The sequence below is a fragment of the Pseudomonas sp. SG20052 genome, from assembly GCF_031766055.1.
GTDB lineage: Bacteria > Pseudomonadota > Gammaproteobacteria > Pseudomonadales > Pseudomonadaceae > Aquipseudomonas > Aquipseudomonas mandelii.
Genome location: NZ_CP134498.1, coordinates 2429265 through 2447382, shown reverse-complemented (window position 1 = coordinate 2447382; position 18118 = coordinate 2429265). Strand labels below are relative to the sequence as shown.

Annotated in this window: 18 protein-coding genes and 1 pseudogene; 8 read left to right on the top strand and 11 right to left on the bottom strand. The window is 59.8% G+C overall.

Going from position 1 to position 18118, the window contains the following annotated elements; translation table 11 throughout:
- Positions 1-61: 61 nt before the first annotated feature.
- Both RHP74_RS11065 and RHP74_RS11060 read right to left on the bottom strand, forming a co-directional pair.
- On the bottom strand, positions 62-850 hold the full coding sequence (locus RHP74_RS11065; protein WP_311099377.1) for a transporter substrate-binding domain-containing protein: 789 nt from the start codon (positions 848-850) through the stop codon (positions 62-64).
- A gap of 28 nt (positions 851-878) precedes the next feature.
- Positions 879-2882 (bottom strand): aminotransferase class I/II-fold pyridoxal phosphate-dependent enzyme, encoded by a 2004-nt coding sequence (locus tag RHP74_RS11060; RefSeq protein ID WP_077748789.1) that lies wholly within the window; start codon positions 2880-2882, stop codon positions 879-881.
- 303 nt (positions 2883-3185) lie between these two features.
- Between RHP74_RS11060 and RHP74_RS11055 the strand changes: the two genes are divergently transcribed.
- Complete coding sequence (locus RHP74_RS11055; protein ID WP_102593347.1) at positions 3186-3731, top strand: hypothetical protein; 546 nt, start codon at positions 3186-3188, stop codon at positions 3729-3731.
- Between the two features lie 38 nt (positions 3732-3769).
- Here RHP74_RS11055 and RHP74_RS11050 read toward each other — a convergent pair whose 3' ends face one another.
- Both RHP74_RS11050 and glcC read right to left on the bottom strand, forming a co-directional pair.
- On the bottom strand, positions 3770-4405 hold the full coding sequence (locus tag RHP74_RS11050; RefSeq protein ID WP_010459059.1) for a hypothetical protein: 636 nt from the start codon (positions 4403-4405) through the stop codon (positions 3770-3772).
- Between the two features lie 108 nt (positions 4406-4513).
- Positions 4514-5281 (bottom strand): transcriptional regulator GlcC, encoded by a 768-nt coding sequence (gene glcC / locus RHP74_RS11045; protein WP_077748786.1) that lies wholly within the window; start codon positions 5279-5281, stop codon positions 4514-4516.
- Between the two features lie 235 nt (positions 5282-5516).
- Between glcC and glcD the strand changes: the two genes are divergently transcribed.
- Genes glcD through RHP74_RS11025 form a run of 4 tightly spaced genes read left to right on the top strand, consistent with a single transcriptional unit; the run spans position 5517 to position 9723 of the window.
- Positions 5517-7016 carry a glycolate oxidase subunit GlcD gene (glcD, locus tag RHP74_RS11040; RefSeq protein WP_311099375.1) on the top strand — a complete coding sequence of 500 codons (1500 nt, stop codon included), beginning with the start codon at positions 5517-5519 and terminating at the stop codon, positions 7014-7016.
- The gene (glcE, locus tag RHP74_RS11035; protein WP_311099373.1) at positions 7016-8080 is read left to right on the top strand and encodes a glycolate oxidase subunit GlcE; all 1065 of its coding nucleotides are present in this window, start codon (positions 7016-7018) and stop codon (positions 8078-8080) included. Before glcD ends, glcE begins: the two co-directional genes overlap by 1 nt.
- A 3-nt stretch (positions 8081-8083) precedes the next feature.
- On the top strand, positions 8084-9325 hold the full coding sequence (glcF, locus tag RHP74_RS11030; RefSeq protein ID WP_221109089.1) for a glycolate oxidase subunit GlcF: 1242 nt from the start codon (positions 8084-8086) through the stop codon (positions 9323-9325).
- Complete coding sequence (locus RHP74_RS11025; RefSeq protein ID WP_010459048.1) at positions 9322-9723, top strand: heme-binding protein; 402 nt, start codon at positions 9322-9324, stop codon at positions 9721-9723. Before glcF ends, RHP74_RS11025 begins: the two co-directional genes overlap by 4 nt.
- A 150-nt stretch (positions 9724-9873) precedes the next feature.
- Here RHP74_RS11025 and RHP74_RS11020 read toward each other — a convergent pair whose 3' ends face one another.
- The 4 genes and pseudogenes from RHP74_RS11020 to RHP74_RS31385 form a co-directional block, all read right to left on the bottom strand.
- The gene (locus tag RHP74_RS11020; RefSeq protein ID WP_010459046.1) at positions 9874-10209 is read right to left on the bottom strand and encodes a hypothetical protein; all 336 of its coding nucleotides are present in this window, start codon (positions 10207-10209) and stop codon (positions 9874-9876) included.
- Between the two features lie 159 nt (positions 10210-10368).
- Positions 10369-11019, bottom strand: coding sequence for a response regulator transcription factor (locus tag RHP74_RS11015; protein WP_010459044.1), 651 nt, complete (start codon positions 11017-11019; stop codon positions 10369-10371).
- 104 nt (positions 11020-11123) lie between these two features.
- On the bottom strand, positions 11124-11711 hold the full coding sequence (locus tag RHP74_RS11010; RefSeq protein WP_311099370.1) for a lecithin retinol acyltransferase family protein: 588 nt from the start codon (positions 11709-11711) through the stop codon (positions 11124-11126).
- A 130-nt stretch (positions 11712-11841) separates the two neighbouring features.
- Positions 11842-12062 (bottom strand): annotated as a pseudogene (locus RHP74_RS31385) (serine/threonine-protein kinase PknK); the annotation flags it as partial.
- Positions 12063-12392: 330 nt separating this feature from the next.
- Here RHP74_RS31385 and RHP74_RS11005 point away from each other — a divergent pair.
- Positions 12393-13595, top strand: a complete 1203-nt coding sequence (locus RHP74_RS11005; protein ID WP_311099368.1) for an NAD(P)/FAD-dependent oxidoreductase — start codon at positions 12393-12395, stop codon at positions 13593-13595.
- Positions 13596-13768: 173 nt separating this feature from the next.
- On the top strand, positions 13769-15229 hold the full coding sequence (locus tag RHP74_RS11000) for a M15 family metallopeptidase (RefSeq protein WP_311100457.1): 1461 nt from the start codon (positions 13769-13771) through the stop codon (positions 15227-15229).
- Positions 15230-15303: 74 nt separating this feature from the next.
- Here RHP74_RS11000 and RHP74_RS10995 read toward each other — a convergent pair whose 3' ends face one another.
- Both RHP74_RS10995 and RHP74_RS10990 read right to left on the bottom strand, forming a co-directional pair.
- Positions 15304-15762, bottom strand: coding sequence for a GNAT family N-acetyltransferase (locus RHP74_RS10995; RefSeq protein WP_311099366.1), 459 nt, complete (start codon positions 15760-15762; stop codon positions 15304-15306).
- A 20-nt stretch (positions 15763-15782) separates the two neighbouring features.
- Complete coding sequence (locus tag RHP74_RS10990; RefSeq protein WP_010459028.1) at positions 15783-16436, bottom strand: peroxiredoxin; 654 nt, start codon at positions 16434-16436, stop codon at positions 15783-15785.
- Between the two features lie 367 nt (positions 16437-16803).
- Here RHP74_RS10990 and RHP74_RS10985 point away from each other — a divergent pair, with 367 nt between their 5' ends.
- Positions 16804-17076, top strand: coding sequence for a DUF2790 domain-containing protein (locus RHP74_RS10985; protein ID WP_083377129.1), 273 nt, complete (start codon positions 16804-16806; stop codon positions 17074-17076).
- Positions 17077-17128: 52 nt separating this feature from the next.
- Here the strand turns inward: RHP74_RS10985 and RHP74_RS10980 are convergent, their stop codons facing one another.
- A complete protein-coding gene (locus RHP74_RS10980; RefSeq protein WP_311099363.1) occupies positions 17129-18067 on the bottom strand; it encodes a LysR family transcriptional regulator in 939 nt (312 codons plus the stop codon).
- Between the last annotated feature and the right edge of the window lie 51 nt (positions 18068-18118).

Here is an 18118-nt window from a genome sequence, read left to right as displayed (position 1 = left end):
TACGGGGATGGGTGTTCCCTCAGGAAAATTTCATTCCATGGAGTTGTTTTGCGCGTGGCCGTCAGAACGCGGGTTTCACGCTGGTACCGAAATAGTGCTGGGACAGGTCGTCATAGTCTTTGCTGACCAGCAAAGAGGTGATGGCTTTGTCGAGTCGGGCCTTGAGTTCGGCGTCATCCTTGCGCAGACCAGCGCCCACGCCTTTGCCGAAAATCGGGTCATACGGCACGGCACCCAGGTATTCCAGGTTGCTGTTGCGGGCATCCGGGGTCTGCACGAAGGCTGCCATCGCCGTGCCGTCCGCCATCATCAGGTCGATGCGACCGGCAATCAGGTCGGCGTTGGCCGAGTCCTGGGTGTCGTAATACTTCACGTCAGCGATTTTTTCGTAGTACTGCTTGAGGTAACTGGCGCTCACCGTCGAGTTCTGCACACCGATGATCTTGCCCTTGAGGTCATCCGGATACGTTTTCACCGACGAGCCCTTCGGCCCGACAATCGCAATCACGGAGTCGTAATACGCCTTGCTGAAAGCGATCTGTTTTTCGCGCTCCTCAGTCACCGACATCGACGAGAAAATCACGTCGATCTTCTTCGCCAGCAACGATGGAATGATCCCGTCCCACGCCACTTCCTTGATCTCGCACTCGGCTTTCATTTCGCTGCACAGCTTGTGGATCAGGTCGACTTCAAAGCCTTTCCATTCACCGTTGGCCTGCTTCTCGGTGTATGGCGGATAGGGCTCAGCCGCGACCGCGAAACGGATCGGTTGTGCTTGTGCCGCGCTCATCCCGGCCAGCAATACGCAGGCCACGCCCGTCATCCAGTTTGCCAAACGTCGATTTCCCATGATTTTTCCCCGTCTTTTTATGATGTTTTCAGCGAGTCTGATGAGCGTTGACGAATTGTCGGCAACGCTCGCTGCGTGGGTGTACAAACACGTCGTCCGGCGAACCGGTTTCCTCGATCAGCCCTTGGTGCAGGTAGGCGACTTGGGAAGAGACATCGCGGGCGAAAGCCATTTCATGGGTCACCAGGATCATGGTCCGGCCTTCTTCCGCGAGGGAGCGGATCACCCGCAGCACTTCGCCGACCAGTTCCGGGTCGAGTGCCGAGGTGGGTTCATCGAACAGCATGACCTTGGGCCGCATGGCCAGGGCCCGGGCGATGGCCACCCGCTGCTGCTGTCCCCCGGAGAGAAACGCCGGGTACTCGTTGCGCTTGGCCGCCAGCCCCACGCGTTCGAGCAAGGCTTCGGCCCGTTCAGTGGCCTCCGCACGGCTTTCACGCAGGACCTGGGTCGGCGCCTCGATGAGGTTTTCCAGCACCGTGCGATGGGGCCAGAGGTTGAAGTTCTGGAACACCATGCCCAGGCTCGAACGGATACGCACCAGTTGCCTGGCGTCTTTCACCAGCGGCGTGCCGGGACGATCGAAGTTCAGGTGAATGCTTTCGCCGTCCACCAGAATGCGCCCCTGGTCCGGCACTTCGAGCATATTGATGCAGCGCAGCAAGGTGCTTTTGCCCGAGCCGCTGGCACCGATCAGTGAGATCACATCACCTTCGCGAGCAGTAAGGGAAACGCCTTTGAGGACCTCGATATTGCCAAAGCGTTTGTGCAGGCCATCGACTTCGATCATGGTTTTGGGCTTGACCGGCTCAACCGCCGCTTCGCAGGTCACACGGCTGATCACCGGCCGCGGCGCTTCGCCTTTCAACACCCGCACAAAGTCGCGAATGCGCTGGCAGGCCTGGGCCAGTCGTTCTTCACCCAGAGTGAACGAGAGCCGCACAAAGCCTTGGGCCGGCTCGCCGAACGCCGCCGCATCCAGCACCGAGACACGCGCCTCGCGCAACAGCCGCCAGGCGAACTCCAGAGAGGTCAGGCCGGTGTCACGCACGTCCACCAGCACGAACATGCCGGCATCTGGAGTGAGCACGGAAATTCCCGGGCAATCCGACAGGCTGGTTACCACCAGATCGCGACGACGGCGATAGATGTCGCGCATGCCGTGGGTCACCTCTTCATGGGCTTGAACTGCCTTGAGCGCAGCCTCCATGACAAAGCCCGGTAAACCGTAAAGCATGCTCAACACCAGGGTTTCGGCGTGAGCCACGAGGGCTTCATCGGCAACGATCCAACCGGTACGCCAGCCGGTCATCGCGTGGGATTTCGACAGGCTGCCGATCACCACGCAGCGCTCGGCCATGCCCGGCAACGCGGCCAGGCTGAGGTGCTCGCGTTCGAAGGTCAGGCTTTCATAGACCTCGTCCACCACGACCCACAGGTCGTACTGGATGGCGAGGTCGGCGATGGCTTGCAGCTCTTCACGGTTGAGCACCACACCGGTCGGATTATTCGGATTGGAGAAGAACAGCGCCCGGGTGCGCGGGGTGATGGCCTTGGCCAGTACGGCGGCATCGAGCCGGAAACCTGAATCCGCCGAGCACGGCACGCGCACCAGCGTGGCGCCGGACGCCTTGAGCGTTGCCTCATAGGTCACGTACATCGGGTCCAGGGCAATCACTTCGTCGCCGGTATTGAGCAGGCACATCGAGGTGATGAACAGCGCGTTCTGTGCCCCCGCCGAAATGATGACGTTTGGCGCCGTCACCTCACGGTCAAACAGCACGCTGTACCGAGCGGCGATGGCTTCCCGCAAAGCCTGGCGACCGGCGATCTCGGTGTAATGGGTGTCACCCTCACGCAGCGCATGAATCGCGGCATCGGTGATGAAGTCGGGGGTGGGGAAATCCGGGTCGCCGACACTGAGAATAATCACATCCTCACCGCGGCGCTGGGCTTCAAATGCCGCATTGTGAATATCCCAGGCGGCTACACCGTCGCCAGAAATCCGCTCAACAAAGGGTGAAAACCGCATGCCAGTGCCTCGTTCGAAAAGAAGAAACGCAAGCCCGCGCAACCAGCCGGGGAGGTGGAACGAACATAGTCGAAGCTGAACACTCGTTCAACAGAAAAGTGAACAGGGTTCGCGTTCAGCGTAAACAGGTCGTTTTTACGACAGTCGTGCCGTTTCCAGGGGTAATCGACAGCCCAATCAACTTAAGGGAAACAACTTGCCCTGTGCGCAACGCTTCTCTGAGCGACGTTTAAAAGCGAGTTGCTAGCCATATGCCATCAGTCGATAATCCTGCCCCCGGTAACACTCACGTAAGGAAACGCCGTGAAAAAACTTCTATTGTTGGTCCCTCTGTTCGCCCTGCTGCTGCAAGGTTGTGGCGTGACCATGACCCGTTATGAGCCGAGCTTTGAAAACGTCCAACAGCTCAAGCAAACCCCACCCCTGCAATCGATCAGCAATGCTCAGGTCAAGGCGGATGCCGGTCAGGGCTCACTGACAGTCCGGGCCAACCCGATCAGCTCGCCGAGCGGCAGTATCACGCAACATATACAGGACGCGATTACCGAAGAACTGGGTCGGGCGGGCCTGCTGAACCCGCAAGCTCAGCGACATCTGGATGTGCTGGTCGTCAAGAATGAACTGACCGCAGGCATGGGCACTGGCACGGGCCAGCTTGCTGCGCGCTTTACATTGCTCAAGGGCAACGAGGTGGTTTACGACGCGACCAAGGATGTCAGCCGCCAGTGGGACAGCAGCTTTTTCGGCGCCATTGCGATCCCCAATGCGGCCAATGCCTACAACCCGATGGTTCGTGATTTGCTGAAGACGTTGTACAGCGACCCGCAGTTCATTCAAGCCCTCAAGTAAGGGCAAAAAAAGAGCCGCTTGGGCGGCTCTTTTTTTTGTCAGGCCCGCGGCACCTGTGCATCGAGTGCCGAGTATTTCAGGCTTTTGCTCTCGACGACTTGCTTGAGCAGAGCATTGACCTGGCGGCTGAAGGTATCGCTGATTGCCTCTTTCGGGGTGTTGGCCATCAACGGCACAAACCAGATGCCCATCCAGGTATTGATTCCGTCATGGTTGCTCGCGTTGGTCAGAGTCTGCCCTTGGGAATCCAGCGTCTCCAGGCTCATGGTGTATTGGTCGGTCGCCAGTGTCGGGATGACGGTAAACGTCAGGCCACTGATAAAGGCCATGACCATCTGACCACCGCCCGGTGGATGGTTGTAAACCTTCAAGCGCAGGTTGTAATCACCCGGCTGCTTCTGGAACTCGTCCAGTGTGACGCGACCGAACAGACCGGAATCGGTCAGCACTTTTTGCAGCTCCGGCTTTAGCATGTCGCGTGCTTGCGGCATTTCAACGGCTGAAGCGCTTTTCGGCTCGCCTTGATAGAAATCGAAGTCTACGTAGACATTCGGTTTGTTCGAATAACTGGCCATCGACGGCAAATTGACCGGAGCGACTTCGTCTTTGGTAAAGCTGGCGCAACCACTTAGCCCGAGCACCAAGGCCAACCCTAGAATTTTCCCAAATTGCATGACAACTCCTTTAAATGATGGCATTGCGCCTCCGCGCCAGAGGGCGGCCGCGAATTCTAGAGCGTTGCCAGCAATAGTAAAAGGCCATCACTCAAAAAACGGCAGGCCTCACGCCCACCCTTCCAGGCGCAGCGTGGCCCGGACCAGACGCTGCTCCTCGCTTTCGATTTCCCTGAGGTTCTCGCAGATGCTCTGGATGTGCGCGATGGCCGCCTTGCGCGCCTGCTCCGGCATGCGGCCGGTCACGGCGTTGTAGAGCCGGGCGTGCTGACGGTCGATCTGGCGTTTTTGCGGTGCGCGGTGGTAGAGGTTGTTGACCGAGGCAAACACGGTGTTGAGCAGCAAGTCCGTCAGCGAGCGCAAGGTTTGCACCAGCACCGGGTTGTGCGAAGCCTCGCAGATCGCCAAATGAAAGGCATGATCGAGCCGGGCGTGTTCGCTCGCTTCCATCGACCGCGTGCGGGCATCGAGCAGCGCTTCATAGCTGCGGGTGATGAGGACAAAATCCGCCTCGGTCCCGCGCAAGGCGGCCAGGCGAGCGGACTCTCCCTCAAGCAGGCTGCGCACCTCGAACAAATCGTAAAGTGTGCGCGGTTGTGAGCTGAACAAATGCATCAGCGGCGATGCGGCGCCGTGGCCCGACAGATCAGCGACAAAGGATCCCTTGCCCTGTTCCGTCTTGATAATCCCCCGGGCGCGCAACAACTTCAGGCCCTCGCGCAGCGCCGTGCGCGAGACGCCGAGTTTTTCGGTCAGGCGCCGTTCCGAAGGCAACAATTGCCCGGTCTTGAGGACCCCGTCGACGATCAGGCGTTCTATGCGCTCACAGACCACGTCTGCGACTTGAGGATTACGGGTCACTTTCGCACTCTCCATCGAACCTCCCACTGGTATGACCAGCCTCACCGGCAAAACCCGTCACGTTCGAATACAACCCTAAGTTTATGTATAGGCAGTTATTTTTCTAAAAAGCGGAGAAACAACCCCTGAAGAACTGGTTCGACCACTCAAACAACACATGGACAGTAGGTCGCGTCAGGCCAATGATGCAAGTGAGCTTTCACCGCAAACAGACCTCTAATAAAAACAAACGGAGGGTCGTGAACCGCCTATGAACATCCTCTACGATGAACGCGTCGACGGCGTTCTGCCTGATGCCGACAGAGCCGCCCTGCTCCAGGCACTGAGCGCTCGCCTGCCGGACCTGGAAGTCCTGCATCAGCGCGAAGAACTCAAGCCGTATGAATGCGACGGACTGTCCGCTTACCGCACTACGCCGATGCTGGTGGTGCTGCCGCGCCATATCGACGAAGTCCAGGGTGTGCTCAAGCTCTGCCATGAGTTTCACGTCCCGGTGGTTGCTCGCGGCGCCGGCACCGGTTTGTCCGGCGGTGCTCTACCGCTCGAAAAAGGCGTACTGCTGGTGATGGCGCGTTTCAACAACATCTTGCACATCGACCCCGCCGCACGCACGGCGCGGGTTCAACCGGGCGTGCGCAACCTGGCGATTTCCCAGGCCGCCGCACCGTTCGGCTTGTATTACGCGCCGGACCCCTCCTCGCAGATCGCCTGTTCAATCGGCGGCAACGTGGCCGAAAACGCCGGTGGCGTGCATTGCCTGAAATACGGCCTGACCGTGCATAACCTGCTCAAGGTCGACATCCTCACCGTCGATGGCGAACACCTGAGCCTGGGTTCCGAAGCGCTCGACTCGCCCGGGTTTGACCTGCTGGCGTTGTTTACCGGTTCCGAAGGCATGCTGGGGGTGATCACCGAAGTCACGGTCAAACTGCTGCCGAAACCGCAGACGGCCAAGGTGCTGCTGGCGGCGTTCGATTCCGTCGAAAAGGCGGGTCGTGCAGTCGGCGACATTATTGCCGCCGGCATCATTCCGGGCGGTCTGGAAATGATGGACAACCTGGCCATTCGCGCCGCAGAAGATTTTATTCACGCCGGTTATCCGGTCGACGCCGAAGCCATTCTGCTGTGCGAGCTCGATGGCGTCGAAGCCGACGTCCACGATGACTGCGACCGTGTGCGCCAGGTGCTGAAACAGGCCGGCGCCACCGAAGTCCGCCAGGCCAGGGATGAGGCGGAACGCGTGCGCTTCTGGGCCGGGCGCAAGAATGCGTTCCCGGCAGTGGGCCGCCTCTCGCCGGATTATTACTGCATGGACGGGACGATCCCGCGCCGCGAGCTGCCCGGCGTGCTGCAGGCGATTGCCGCGCTGTCGGCTGAATACGACCTGCGGGTGGCCAACGTTTTCCATGCCGGTGACGGCAACATGCACCCGCTGATTCTGTTCGACGCCAACCAACCCGGCGAACTCGACCGCGCCGAAGCCCTGGGCGGCAAGATCCTCGAATTGTGCGTGAAAGTCGGCGGCAGCATCACCGGTGAACACGGGGTCGGCCGCGAGAAAATCAATCAGATGTGCGCGCAGTTCAACAGCGACGAGCTGACCCTGTTTCATGCCGTCAAAGCCGCGTTCGATCCGGGCGGCCTGCTCAACCCTGGCAAGAACATCCCGACGCTGCATCGCTGCGCCGAATTCGGCGCGATGCACGTTCACCTGGGTCAGATGCCCTTCCCTGATCTGGAGCGATTTTGATGCGCAGCGAACACGACATCGATGACAGCGGCGCGCTACTGGACCAGGTTAATCAGGCCCTGCAAAACGCCACGCCCCTGCGGATCCAGGGCGCCAACAGCAAAGCGTTTCTGGGCCGTATCGCGGCGGGCGAGGTGCTCGACACCCGCAGCCACCGAGGCATCGTCAGCTACGACCCGACCGAATTGGTGATCACCGCACGCTGCGGCACGCCGTTGGCAGAACTGGCCGACGTGCTGGATGCGGCGCAGCAGATGCTGCCGTGCGAACCACCCTCCTTCGGAGACGGCGCCACCGTGGGCGGGATGATTGCCAGTGGACTGTCCGGGCCGCGGCGCCCATGGTCAGGCTCGGTCAGGGACTTTGTGCTCGGGACACGGGTCATCACCGGCCACGGCAAGCATTTGCGCTTCGGCGGCGAAGTCATGAAAAACGTTGCCGGCTACGATTTGTCACGCTTGATGGCCGGCAGTTATGGCGCACTGGGTGTGATCACTGAAGTCTCGCTGAAAGTGCTGCCGAAACCTCGGCAAGCGTTAAGCATCAGCCTGGAAATGGACAGCGATCGTGCCTTGCTGCGCCTCGCCGAATGGGGGCAGCAACCGCTGCCGATCAGTGCCGCGTGCCACGACGGTCAGCGCCTGCACTTGCGGCTTGAAGGTGGCGAAGGCTCGGTGGCAGCGGCGCATGACCGCTTGGGTGGCGAAGTGCTGGACGCTTCGTATTGGGCGGATCTCAACGAGCATCGACTGAGCTTCTTTGATGAAGACCAGCCGCTGTGGCGCCTGTCGGTCCCGCACAACACGCCTCGACTGTCCCTGCCCGGCCTGCAAATGATCGACTGGGGCGGCGCCCAGCGCTGGCTCAAATCCGATGCCGAAGCGGCGTTCATCCGCAAGGTCGTCGCTGAAGTCGGCGGGCACGTGACCTGCTACAGCCACGGCCTGATCGACAGCCCCTTCCAACCGTTGCCGGACGCGCTGATGCGCTATCACCGCAACTTGAAGAACCAACTCGATCCACGGGGCATCTTCAACCCCGGTCGCCTGTACGCGGAGCTTTGACCCATGCAGACCACCTTGAGCGAACAGGCCCGCCAACTGCCCCGCGCCGAAGAAGCCGAAAGCATCCTGCGCACGTGTGTGCACTGCGGTTTCTGCAACGCCACCTGCCCCACCTATCAACTGCTCGGCGATGAACTGGACGGGCCGCGCGGGCGCATCTACCTGATCAAACAGGTGCTGGAAGGCAATGAGGTCACCCAGAAGACCCAACAGCATCTGGATCGCTGCCTGTCTTGCCGTAACTGCGAAACCACCTGCCCTTCGGGCGTCGACTATCACAACTTGCTCGACATCGGCCGCGCGGTGGTCGATGCGGCGGTGCCGCGTTCGCTCGACCAACGCTTGTTGCGCGAAGGCTTGCGCAGCGTCGTACCCAACCCGGGGTTGTTCAAAGCACTGCTCAGCAGCGGTCAGGTGTTCCGTGCGCTGCTGCCCAACACGTTGCGAGCCAAGCTGCCGCGCCGTGTGTATCCGGCCAAACAACGTCCGACCGCCCGCCACACCCGACAGGTGCTGATGCTCGAAGGGTGCGTGCAGCCGAGTCTGTCGCCGAACACCAACGCGGCCACCGCGCGTGTCCTGGATCGACTGGGGATCAGCGTGACACCGGCGCGCGAGGCCGGTTGCTGCGGCGCGGTCGATTATCACCTGGACGCCCAGGCGGCCGGCCTTGATCGCGCGCGCCGCAATATCGACGCGTGGTGGCCGAGCATTGAACAAGGCGCCGAGGCCATCGTGCAAACCGCCAGCGGTTGCGGTGCCTTCATCAAAGACTACGGCCACCTGCTCAGCACCGATCCGGCGTACGCCGAGAAGGCCATAAAGGTCAGCGCACTGGCCAAGGATCTGGTTGAAGTGTTGCGCGAGGAGCCGCTGGACCAGCTCGGCATCCACAGCGACCAGCGCCTGGCCTTCCATTGCCCCTGCACCTTGCAGCACGCACAGAAACTCGGCGGTGCGGTTGAGGCGCTGCTGACGCGCCTGGGTTTCAACCTCACGTTCGTTCCCGACGGTCACCTGTGTTGCGGCTCGGCGGGCACCTATTCGCTGACCCAACCGGAGCTGTCCCGGCAACTGCGCGACAACAAGCTCAATGCGCTGGAAAGCGGTCATCCCGAAGTCATTGTCACGGCTAATATCGGCTGTCAGTCCCACCTTGACGGTGCGGGCCGAACCCCTGTGCGCCACTGGATCGAACTGGTCGAAGCCGCGTTGCCCTCATCGAACCCCGGAGTATCCCCATGAAAAGCAAAGCCGTCCTCAGCCAGACCGAAGTCAGCCGGATTCTCAGCGCCGCACGCAACGAAGCACAGAATAATCAATGGGCCGTGACCATCGTGATTGTCGACGACGGAGGCCATCCTTTGGCCCTGGAGCGCCTCGACGGTTGCGCCCCGATCGGCGCCTACATCGCGACCGAAAAGGCCCGCACCTCAGCCCTTGGCCGACGGGAATCGAAAGGCTATGAAGAGATGGTCAACGGTGGACGCTACGCGTTTTTGTCCGCGCCGTTGCTGACGTCCCTGGAAGGTGGCGTACCAATCATCGTCGATGGCCAGGTGATCGGCGCGGTAGGCGTGTCCGGCGTCAAGGCCGAGCAGGATGCACAAGTGGCCAAGGCCGGCGCGCAGTGTCTGAACTGAGCGGCAAATCAAACCATCACCGCATAACCCTGTGGGAGCGAGCCTGCTCGCGAATGCGGTGGATCAGCTGATATCAATGTTGATTGACACACCGCTATCGCGAGCAGGCTCGCTCCCACAGGGAATTGCGGTGGGTCCTACACCTCAGTTTTACTTGCGCGCCAGTTTGTAGCGCACGCACTCTTCATAAAAATTCTGCCGGACATCCGCTGGCTTGAACCGCGACTTGCTGTCGTAAGTCTGTTCGGTGATGCCCATCGCCATCATGCGCATCCACGCCTTGCTGAATTTGTAGGCCTGTAGCTTCTGCCGGGCGGCATACAGGGAGACCCCGGCCAGCTTGAGTTCCTGGGCCCTCGCCGCCGTGCCCGCCCCCCAGCTGCACATATACCGGTCATTGGACGCCAGTTCCTTGGCTTGGGCAGAGGCTGCAACGCTGGCCAGGGCAAACGAGATCATCGTGACAAATACACTTCGCAATTGCATTCCGCCTAACCACCTGAAAATGAAGTGGATTTTGGCGACAACCGTGACGCTTCGGGGCCAGCAAAATGCCTCTTTTTCAGCTATTGCAGCTTGAGCGTCTACGACATGCAGGAATTGACTCAGAAGCACGAAATGGATCGGGCTAGCGGGCCTCTTGAGTCATTGATCGTGGCCAATCCCCAAGGACTCGGCCATGCGCACCAGGTCCGCAAATGACTTGGCGTGCATTTTTTTCATGGCATGGGCGCGGTGGATTTTCACGGTGATCTCGCTCAGGTTCATCTGCCCGGCAATCTGCTTGTTCATCAGGCCTTTGGCGGCAAGGGCCATCACCTCTTTTTCCCGGGCCGTCAGCGATTGGTAGTTGCTGTGCAGGTCTGATCGCTGTTGCTCGACTTCCCGGCGCCGGATATCGGCCTGAAGTGCGCCTGACACCGCGTCCAGCAGGTCCTGTTCACGGAACGGCTTGGCCAGAAAGTCCACGGCCCCTGCTTTCATCGCCTTGACCGACATCTCGATGTCGCCATGACCGGTGATAAAAATAATGGGGATGTTCGCGTTTGATTCCACCAACTGACGCTGGAAGTCCAGGCCACTGCTCCCTTGCAGTCGTACATCAAGGACCAGGCAACTGGCGCCCCCGGTCTTCGGATGCTGAAGATACTCGGCCGTGGAAGCGAATGTCTGGACCTGGATCCCGGCAGAGCGCAACAGATTAGCCAAGGCGTCACGAATGGACGCATCGTCATCCACCACGTACACCATCGAACCTTGATTGCCTTGCTTACTGGAGGAAGGATTGCCGCTCATGGGCGGTCCTCAATGAGAATGGGTAGCAAAAAAGTGTAGCAGCACCTGAGGCCGATTTCCGAGGCGCGACGTTTTTGTAGGGTCGCGCTCGGGCCTAACCCGCACTAGGCAATAAAGTTGTGCTCCAGCGCCGAAATAAAAGAGAACAAAGAACGTGGGCTGTGCAACCAGGCATTGACCTGGGCGCTGTAACTTTTGCCACGGGTGCACCAACTGCAAAAGTGCTCGCAGTTATTGGAGAAAATCCGATATTGATTCTCGCCGATCCTGGAGCGCGCCCGGTTGGCGATTTCATGGCAGGGAAAGTCGCCTGGCTCCTGATACATCCAGACCGGTTTGCCGTGGGCGAAACGTTCAAGATCGATGACTTCGACGGGGCCGGGTTTGAATGAACTGCTGAACCCGGAATAGTGAGCCACTTTTCCACCGCCTAGATAGATGCCGTGATGCATATAGAACGTGCGTGGCCCCACCAGATGCGCACCGACAGGCACCCTGTCCGCGGCCTCCTGGACGTCGATCAGTTTCAACACAACGCCGGACGATAGGTAGGTTTCGGCGAAGGGGTGATTGCCGGGCAACAGGGCGCTTAACTGACTGGACATCTCCGTTGTCATGATGGTCAGGCAAACACGTGCAGTTGAACGAAGCGATAAACAGCGTTCGACGAACTTGGCGGTAAAAGCACTCATGACAACTTCCTCCGTAACCCTTGCATTGACTCTATCGACAGGGTTGCGGAGTTTCATTTGTACATACGATTAGTCTGAACGACCTATGAATATACCTCCCCTAAACCTAAGTATTAATCCGGGGGCCGGGCAGCGTGAATTGCACCGTGGCACGCAACATCTCAAGCGGCTGCACGCCCACGTGCGATCGAGTTCGTCCTTCAGGCCAAACTCATGTGCGAGTCGGCCAAGGCAGGCTGGGAGAGGTTGTTCCGCCGCAGGCCGCGCGATGAGCACAGGGCTGTCGCTGCCGGCGTTCGCGCGTAGCTCCCGACAGAAAATACGCTCACCGTCGTCCCAGGATAACTGCATGCTTTTGTTCATCTGAGGGTGAGCACACGTTGGTTTTTTTATAGGCCGCACTGCGGTCAGGCTGTCGTCCAGTCCAGTGTCACCACCTTACAGACTAGCGCCACTTCGCAGACCTTCACACCACTGAGAACATTCCTGAATGTGTTGCTCCGCGCCCCTGTTAATACCTTTGTATAGATCCCTGCCACTGAGGTATGACTTTTCTGAACCGACGTAGCAGTGCGCCAGAAAAGTTCCGCCAATACCATGCACTCACAGCGGACGACGGCCGTCCCGCCAACTTGAAGAACAACTTCAAGACTATTGACCACTTCTTTTCAGGAACAAATCATGAAACAGCAAATTCTGGTTATCGGTGCGGGGTTCGGTGGTGTCTGGAGTGCATTGAGCGCCGCTCGTCTGCTGGACATGCACGACCGTAAGGACGTGGACATCACTCTGCTGGCGCCTCAGGCGGAATTGCGTATACGTCCGCGCTTCTACGAAACCGACGTGCACAAGATGTTCGCCCCCCTCGACGCGCTGTTCGATTCGGTGGGTGTGCGTTTCGTCAAAGGCATGGCCGAGCGTATCGACGAGCAGACCAAAACCGTCGGCTACCGCGATGAGGCGGGCCACGAGAGCACGTTGAGCTACGACCGTCTGATATTGGCCGCAGGCAGCCAGCTGGTCCGGCCGAAGGTGCCAGGTCTTGCCGAGCACGCCTTCGACGTGGATCAGATCGAAGCCGCCGTGCGCCTTGAAGACCACCTCAAATCCCTGAAAGACCGCCCTGCCAGCGTTGCGCGTAACACCGTGGTGGTCGCCGGTGGCGGTTTTACCGGCATAGAGACCGGCACCGAGATGCCGGCACGCCTGCGGGCTGTGCTCGGCGACGATCAGGATGTGCGCGTGATCATTGTCGACCGTGCGCCGCAGATCGGCGCGACGATGGGTGATGGCATTCGTCCCTCCATCATCGAAGCGTCCGAACACCTGGGCGTCGAATGGGTGGTCAACGCCACTGTCGCTGCAGTGGACGCCAACGGCGTGACCCTCGCCGATGGCCGCCACATCGAAGCCCAGACGGTGATCTGGACCGTCGGTTTCCGCGCCAGCCCGCTGACCGAACACCTGACCAGCGATCGCGACCCACAAGGGCGCTTGCACGTCGATGAGAACCTGAAGGTATTGGGCCAGACGCATGTCTATGCTGCCGGCGACGTCGCCTATGCCGCGACCGACGACCTTGGCAACTTCGCCGCCATGTCGTGCCAGCACGCGATCGCCTTGGGCCGTCATGCCGGGAACAACGTCGCCGCGGATCTGCTGGGTGTTGCGCCGACCCCTTACCGTCAACCGAAGTACGTGACCTGCCTCGACCTGGGCGCGTGGGGCGCAGTGTTCACCGAAGGCTGGGATCGCCAGCTCAAACTGGTCAAGGACGAGGCCAAGGAGCTCAAGACGCAGATCAACACTCAGTGGATCTACCCGCCAGCCGCTGATCGTGCCACCGCTCTGGCAGCGGCCGACCCGATGATTCCGGTCGCCTGAAGACCCACCTGAACGTGGCGCCCGCGACAGCATCGCGGGCGCCTTTGCGTTTTCCATCGTAATGCCTGCACCCAGATATGAATCAGCCAGACACTGGCGGTCATGGTTTAAGATCATTTGAAGCGTCCTCCGGACTCGACAACCACTTCATGCGCTTAAACCTGAAGGTTCGTATGCCCTCCTCGCTACCCTTGCCGGTTCAATTCCCCCGCCAGCCCGTCCGCACGTGGCTGCGGTCACTGCTGTTGCTGAGCGCCATCCTGCCAGGCATCGCCAATGCCGGGCCCAGACCCGACAACATGGTTTATCTGCGCACGATTGACCCCACCATCGAGCAAGATATCCGCTACGCCAGCGCCCACAACTTCACCGGACACTCGCTCGACGGATACGATTCCGCCGAGTGCCTGCTGTCGCTGGACACCGCCCAGGCCCTCGCCCGGGTGCAACGGGCACTTCAAAAGCAAGGCTACGGCTTGAAGGTGTTCGACTGCTATCGACCCAGCCGTGCGGTGGCCGATATGGGCCGCTTCGCGAAGGAGCCGGGGAACCCGCGAAAAGCCGAGTTCTATCCGCGCGTCGACAAGCAGGACTTCTGGCGGCTGGGGTATGTGGCGCGGGTGTCGAATCACTCCAGAGGCTCAACCGTGGACCTGACGCTCATCGGCCCCAAGGCTCTGCCCGCCGACACCTGGATACCCGAGGCCGCGCAAGTCGATTGCACCGCGCCTTATGCCCAGCGCTGGCGCGACGGCGCACTCGACATGGGCACCGGGTACGATTGCTTCGATGAGCGTGCGCACACCGCCAACCCGACGATCAATGCGACGGCGAAGGAAAACCGTCAGCGGCTCAGCAGCGCCATGGAGAAAGAGGGTTTCGCCGGTTACTCGAAAGAATGGTGGCACTTCACTTTCGGTGGAGACGGAGCGCCGAAGAACGTGATGGATTTTCCCATCACGCCGCTGAGTACCAGCGAGGTACTGGACAGCAGTCACCAATTGATTGTGGTCACCACAAAAAACTGGGACGACATTCAGGGCATCGCCCAGCGCTATGAACGAGACGGGGCCAGCTTTCGAAAAGTCGGCGACGGCTTTGCGGTGGTGGTCGGCAAGAACGGGATGGCGTGGGGTAAAGGGTTGGGCAACGTTGAGGCTGGTGAAGGGCCGGTCAAACGTGAAGGTGATGGGAAAGCACCTGCCGGGATCTTCAGACTCGGGACTGCGTTTGGTTATGACGCGACGGCCGAGACAAAGCTGCCTTATCTTGCGCTGACCTCGACCACAGAGTGCGTGGATGACAGAAAATCCGAACGTTACAACGAATTGGTCGACGGCGCGGCGATAGCCAAGGACTGGAACAGTTCCGAGCAGATGCGCGAAGAGACTGGGTATCGCAAAGGGATCTTTATCGAGCACAACACGCCAGCGTCACCGGGTGCAGGTTCGTGCATCTTTTTCCATATCTGGCGGGGACCTGCCTCGCCTACGTTGGGGTGTACGGCAATGGATCAGGGGGATATTTCGCGGTTGTTCGAGTGGCTGAATCCCCGTGAGTCTCCGGTGTTGGTGCAGATGCCTGAGGGGGAATATGAGCAATTGCGCGAGCGATGGAAGTTGCCTCGGCGTTGATGGAAGAGGTGAATCGAGTGCTGGATAACAGGTTCCGGCCGGCTAAACACGGAGCCCTGTAGCGGCTGCCTTGGTCAGCCCTGCTTCAAATCAAGGCAGTAGGTGTAATACCCCGTGTCGCGCACGTAACCCAACGATTCATACAACCGTTGCGCCCCCACATTATCCGTGGCCGTTTCCAGCACCATGCCCTTGGCGCCAGTCGACAGCGCAAAGGCTCGGGCAGCGTTCATCAGCAACCGGCCCACGCCCTGCCCCCTGGATTCGGGTTTGGTGAACAGGTCGCTGAGCAACCAGGTGCGGTGGGCGTCGATGGAGGAAAATGTCGGGTACAGTTGGACGAACCCCAGCGCATCACCGGAAAGGTCCGATGCGAAAAAGATCACGGACTCATCCCGGTCAATGCGTTCGGCGATGAACTCCCGGGATTGCGGCAGGTTCGAGGGCTGGCCGTAGAAGCCTCGATAAGCGTCGAAGAGGGGGGCGATTTTGTCGATGTGCGTTGCCTCGACGCGCAAGACTTGGACGGCCATGCCTGGGGTCTCCCTAGGGGTTACTTGGGTTGCGCCACCGTGCGCAAATAAGGTTTCACCGTTTTGAAACCATCCGGGTATTTCTTCTTCGCGTCCTCGTCAGAGACGGAAGTCGGAATGATCACATCCTCACCCGGACGCCAGTTCACCGGCGTGGCAACGGTGTGCTTGGCGTTTAGTTGCAGCGCATCGAGCAGACGCAATACCTCATCAAAGTTGCGCCCGGCACTCATCGGGTAGATGAGCATCGCCTTGACCTTCTTGTCCGGCCCGATGATGAACACGGAACGCACCGTGGCGTTGTCCACGGCGGTGCGTGCGCCGCCGCTGGCATTCGGATGGATCATGTCGTAGAGCTTGGCCACCACCAGGTTTTCGTCGCCGATCATGGGGTAGTTGACCGCATGCCCCTGGGTTTCTTCGATGTCCTTGGCCCAGCTCGCATGATTGCTGACGGGGTCGACGCTGAGCCCGACGATCTTGGTGTTGCGTTTATCGAACTCTGGCTTGAGCCCTGCCATGTAACCGAGCTCAGTGGTGCACACCGGGGTGAAGTCCTTGGGATGCGAGAACAGGATCGCCCACTTGTCGCCAATCCACTCATGGAAATGCAGCGTGCCCTCGGTGCTTTCGACGGTAAAGTCCGGTGCTTCGTCGCCAATGCGGATGGTCATATCGTTCTCCTGACTGTGAGTTCGTAGGGAGGCCGTCGCAACGCCAGTCGCTGTTCCAACGGCATTCGGGATCTGTGTTGAACCGATCAACGCGGATCAGTATAGGAGACGACTCAAGACCTGCCGGTGACCGGCGCATTCACTTTGTAAGTCGTTGATTCAGGCCTCTGTACGCTGGCAGGCAACACCGCCAGCGCGACGTGCCAGCATGCGTCGCAGGCTTTTCGACGCCGGCCATTCATGCGTAATCCAGCAACAGTGTTTGTCCAGCGGGCCGCTGTTTGAGAGAGGGGTAACGCCCTAGCATCGTCTGTACCCGGTAAGCCAATGGCGACACCGGAGCAACCCAGACGAGACGGTGAATAAAATGAAAATCCTGAAAGTGGCGCTTTTCCTGGCGCTGGGCGGTATCGCCGCACAGTCCTTTGCAAACGACAGCCAGTCAACGGCCGAAGCCGGTAAGACGCCGGTTGAACGCTACACCTACAGCACCCAACTGGACATCAAGAAAGTCATTGCCGTGACCGACATTGCGAACGAGTGCGGCCCCGTCCCGGCGCAAATGACCTATGAAGATTCCAACGGTCAACGCCATGTCCTTCAGTACCAGGTGATGGGTACCGGATGTTCAAATGGTTGAACGCTGCCAGGATGATGGAGGGTCGACACTCCATGCCTGCAGCCTGTGTGAATCAACTTTTTTTCGCTGAGCCGACGATGTTTTCATCCGCGGCCAACACGACCGGAATGGAGTGTTTGAGAAACGCTACCCAGGTCTTTATTTTTGCATCGACGAACTTTCGTGACGGATAGATCGCATACAGATTCAGCGCTTCAAGGTGATGGCCGGGCAATACACGCACCAACGTGCCGGCCCGCAAGCCATTGACCGCCGATGCAATGGGCTGGATACCAATCCCCATCCCATTGGTGATTGCGACGGTCATGCCATCGGCGGTGTTGATATGAAACGGTGACAACGCCACGTTGACGGTTTCCACGCCTTCGGGCCCGTCCAATACCCAGTTTTCAACCGGCATGACGGTGTTCACGATTTTCAGACAGTCATGTGCAGCGAGCGCGGCCGGGGAATCCGGATGTCCGCGTTTTTTCAAGTACGCCGGCGACGCGCAGAGAATGCTGTACGTGACGCCGAGCCGCTGCGCCACGAAGCCTGAATCGGGCAAGTCCCGGGCCAGCACGATCGACATGTCGTAGCCCTCCTCCAGCAAATCCGGCAGTCGATTAGTCAGGGTCAAATCAAACATGACCGTAGGGTGCAGCTCTCTGTATCTGGCAATGGCGTCGATCACGTAATGATTGCCAACGGCGGACATCGCATGGATTTTCAGCCGCCCCACAGGCTGGGTGTTCGCGGTGACGGCTTCCTCGTCGGCCTCCCGCACCTCGTCAAGAATCCTCTCGCAGCGTTCCAGGTAACGCAGGCCGGCTTCGGTCAGCGCCAGACGGCGGGTCGTGCGGTTGATCAGGCGGGTGCGAAGCCTGGCTTCCAGGCTGGAAACGGCTTTGGAAACGTTGGTCGTGGTGGTGTCCAATACCTCAGCCGCCGCGGTGAAGCTGCCACTCTGGGCCACAGCCACGAAACAACGCAGGGTCTGGAACACGTCCATCGACTTCACCTCGGGGGATGGAAAAAGGGGCGGCCTTGTCAGGCCGCCCCG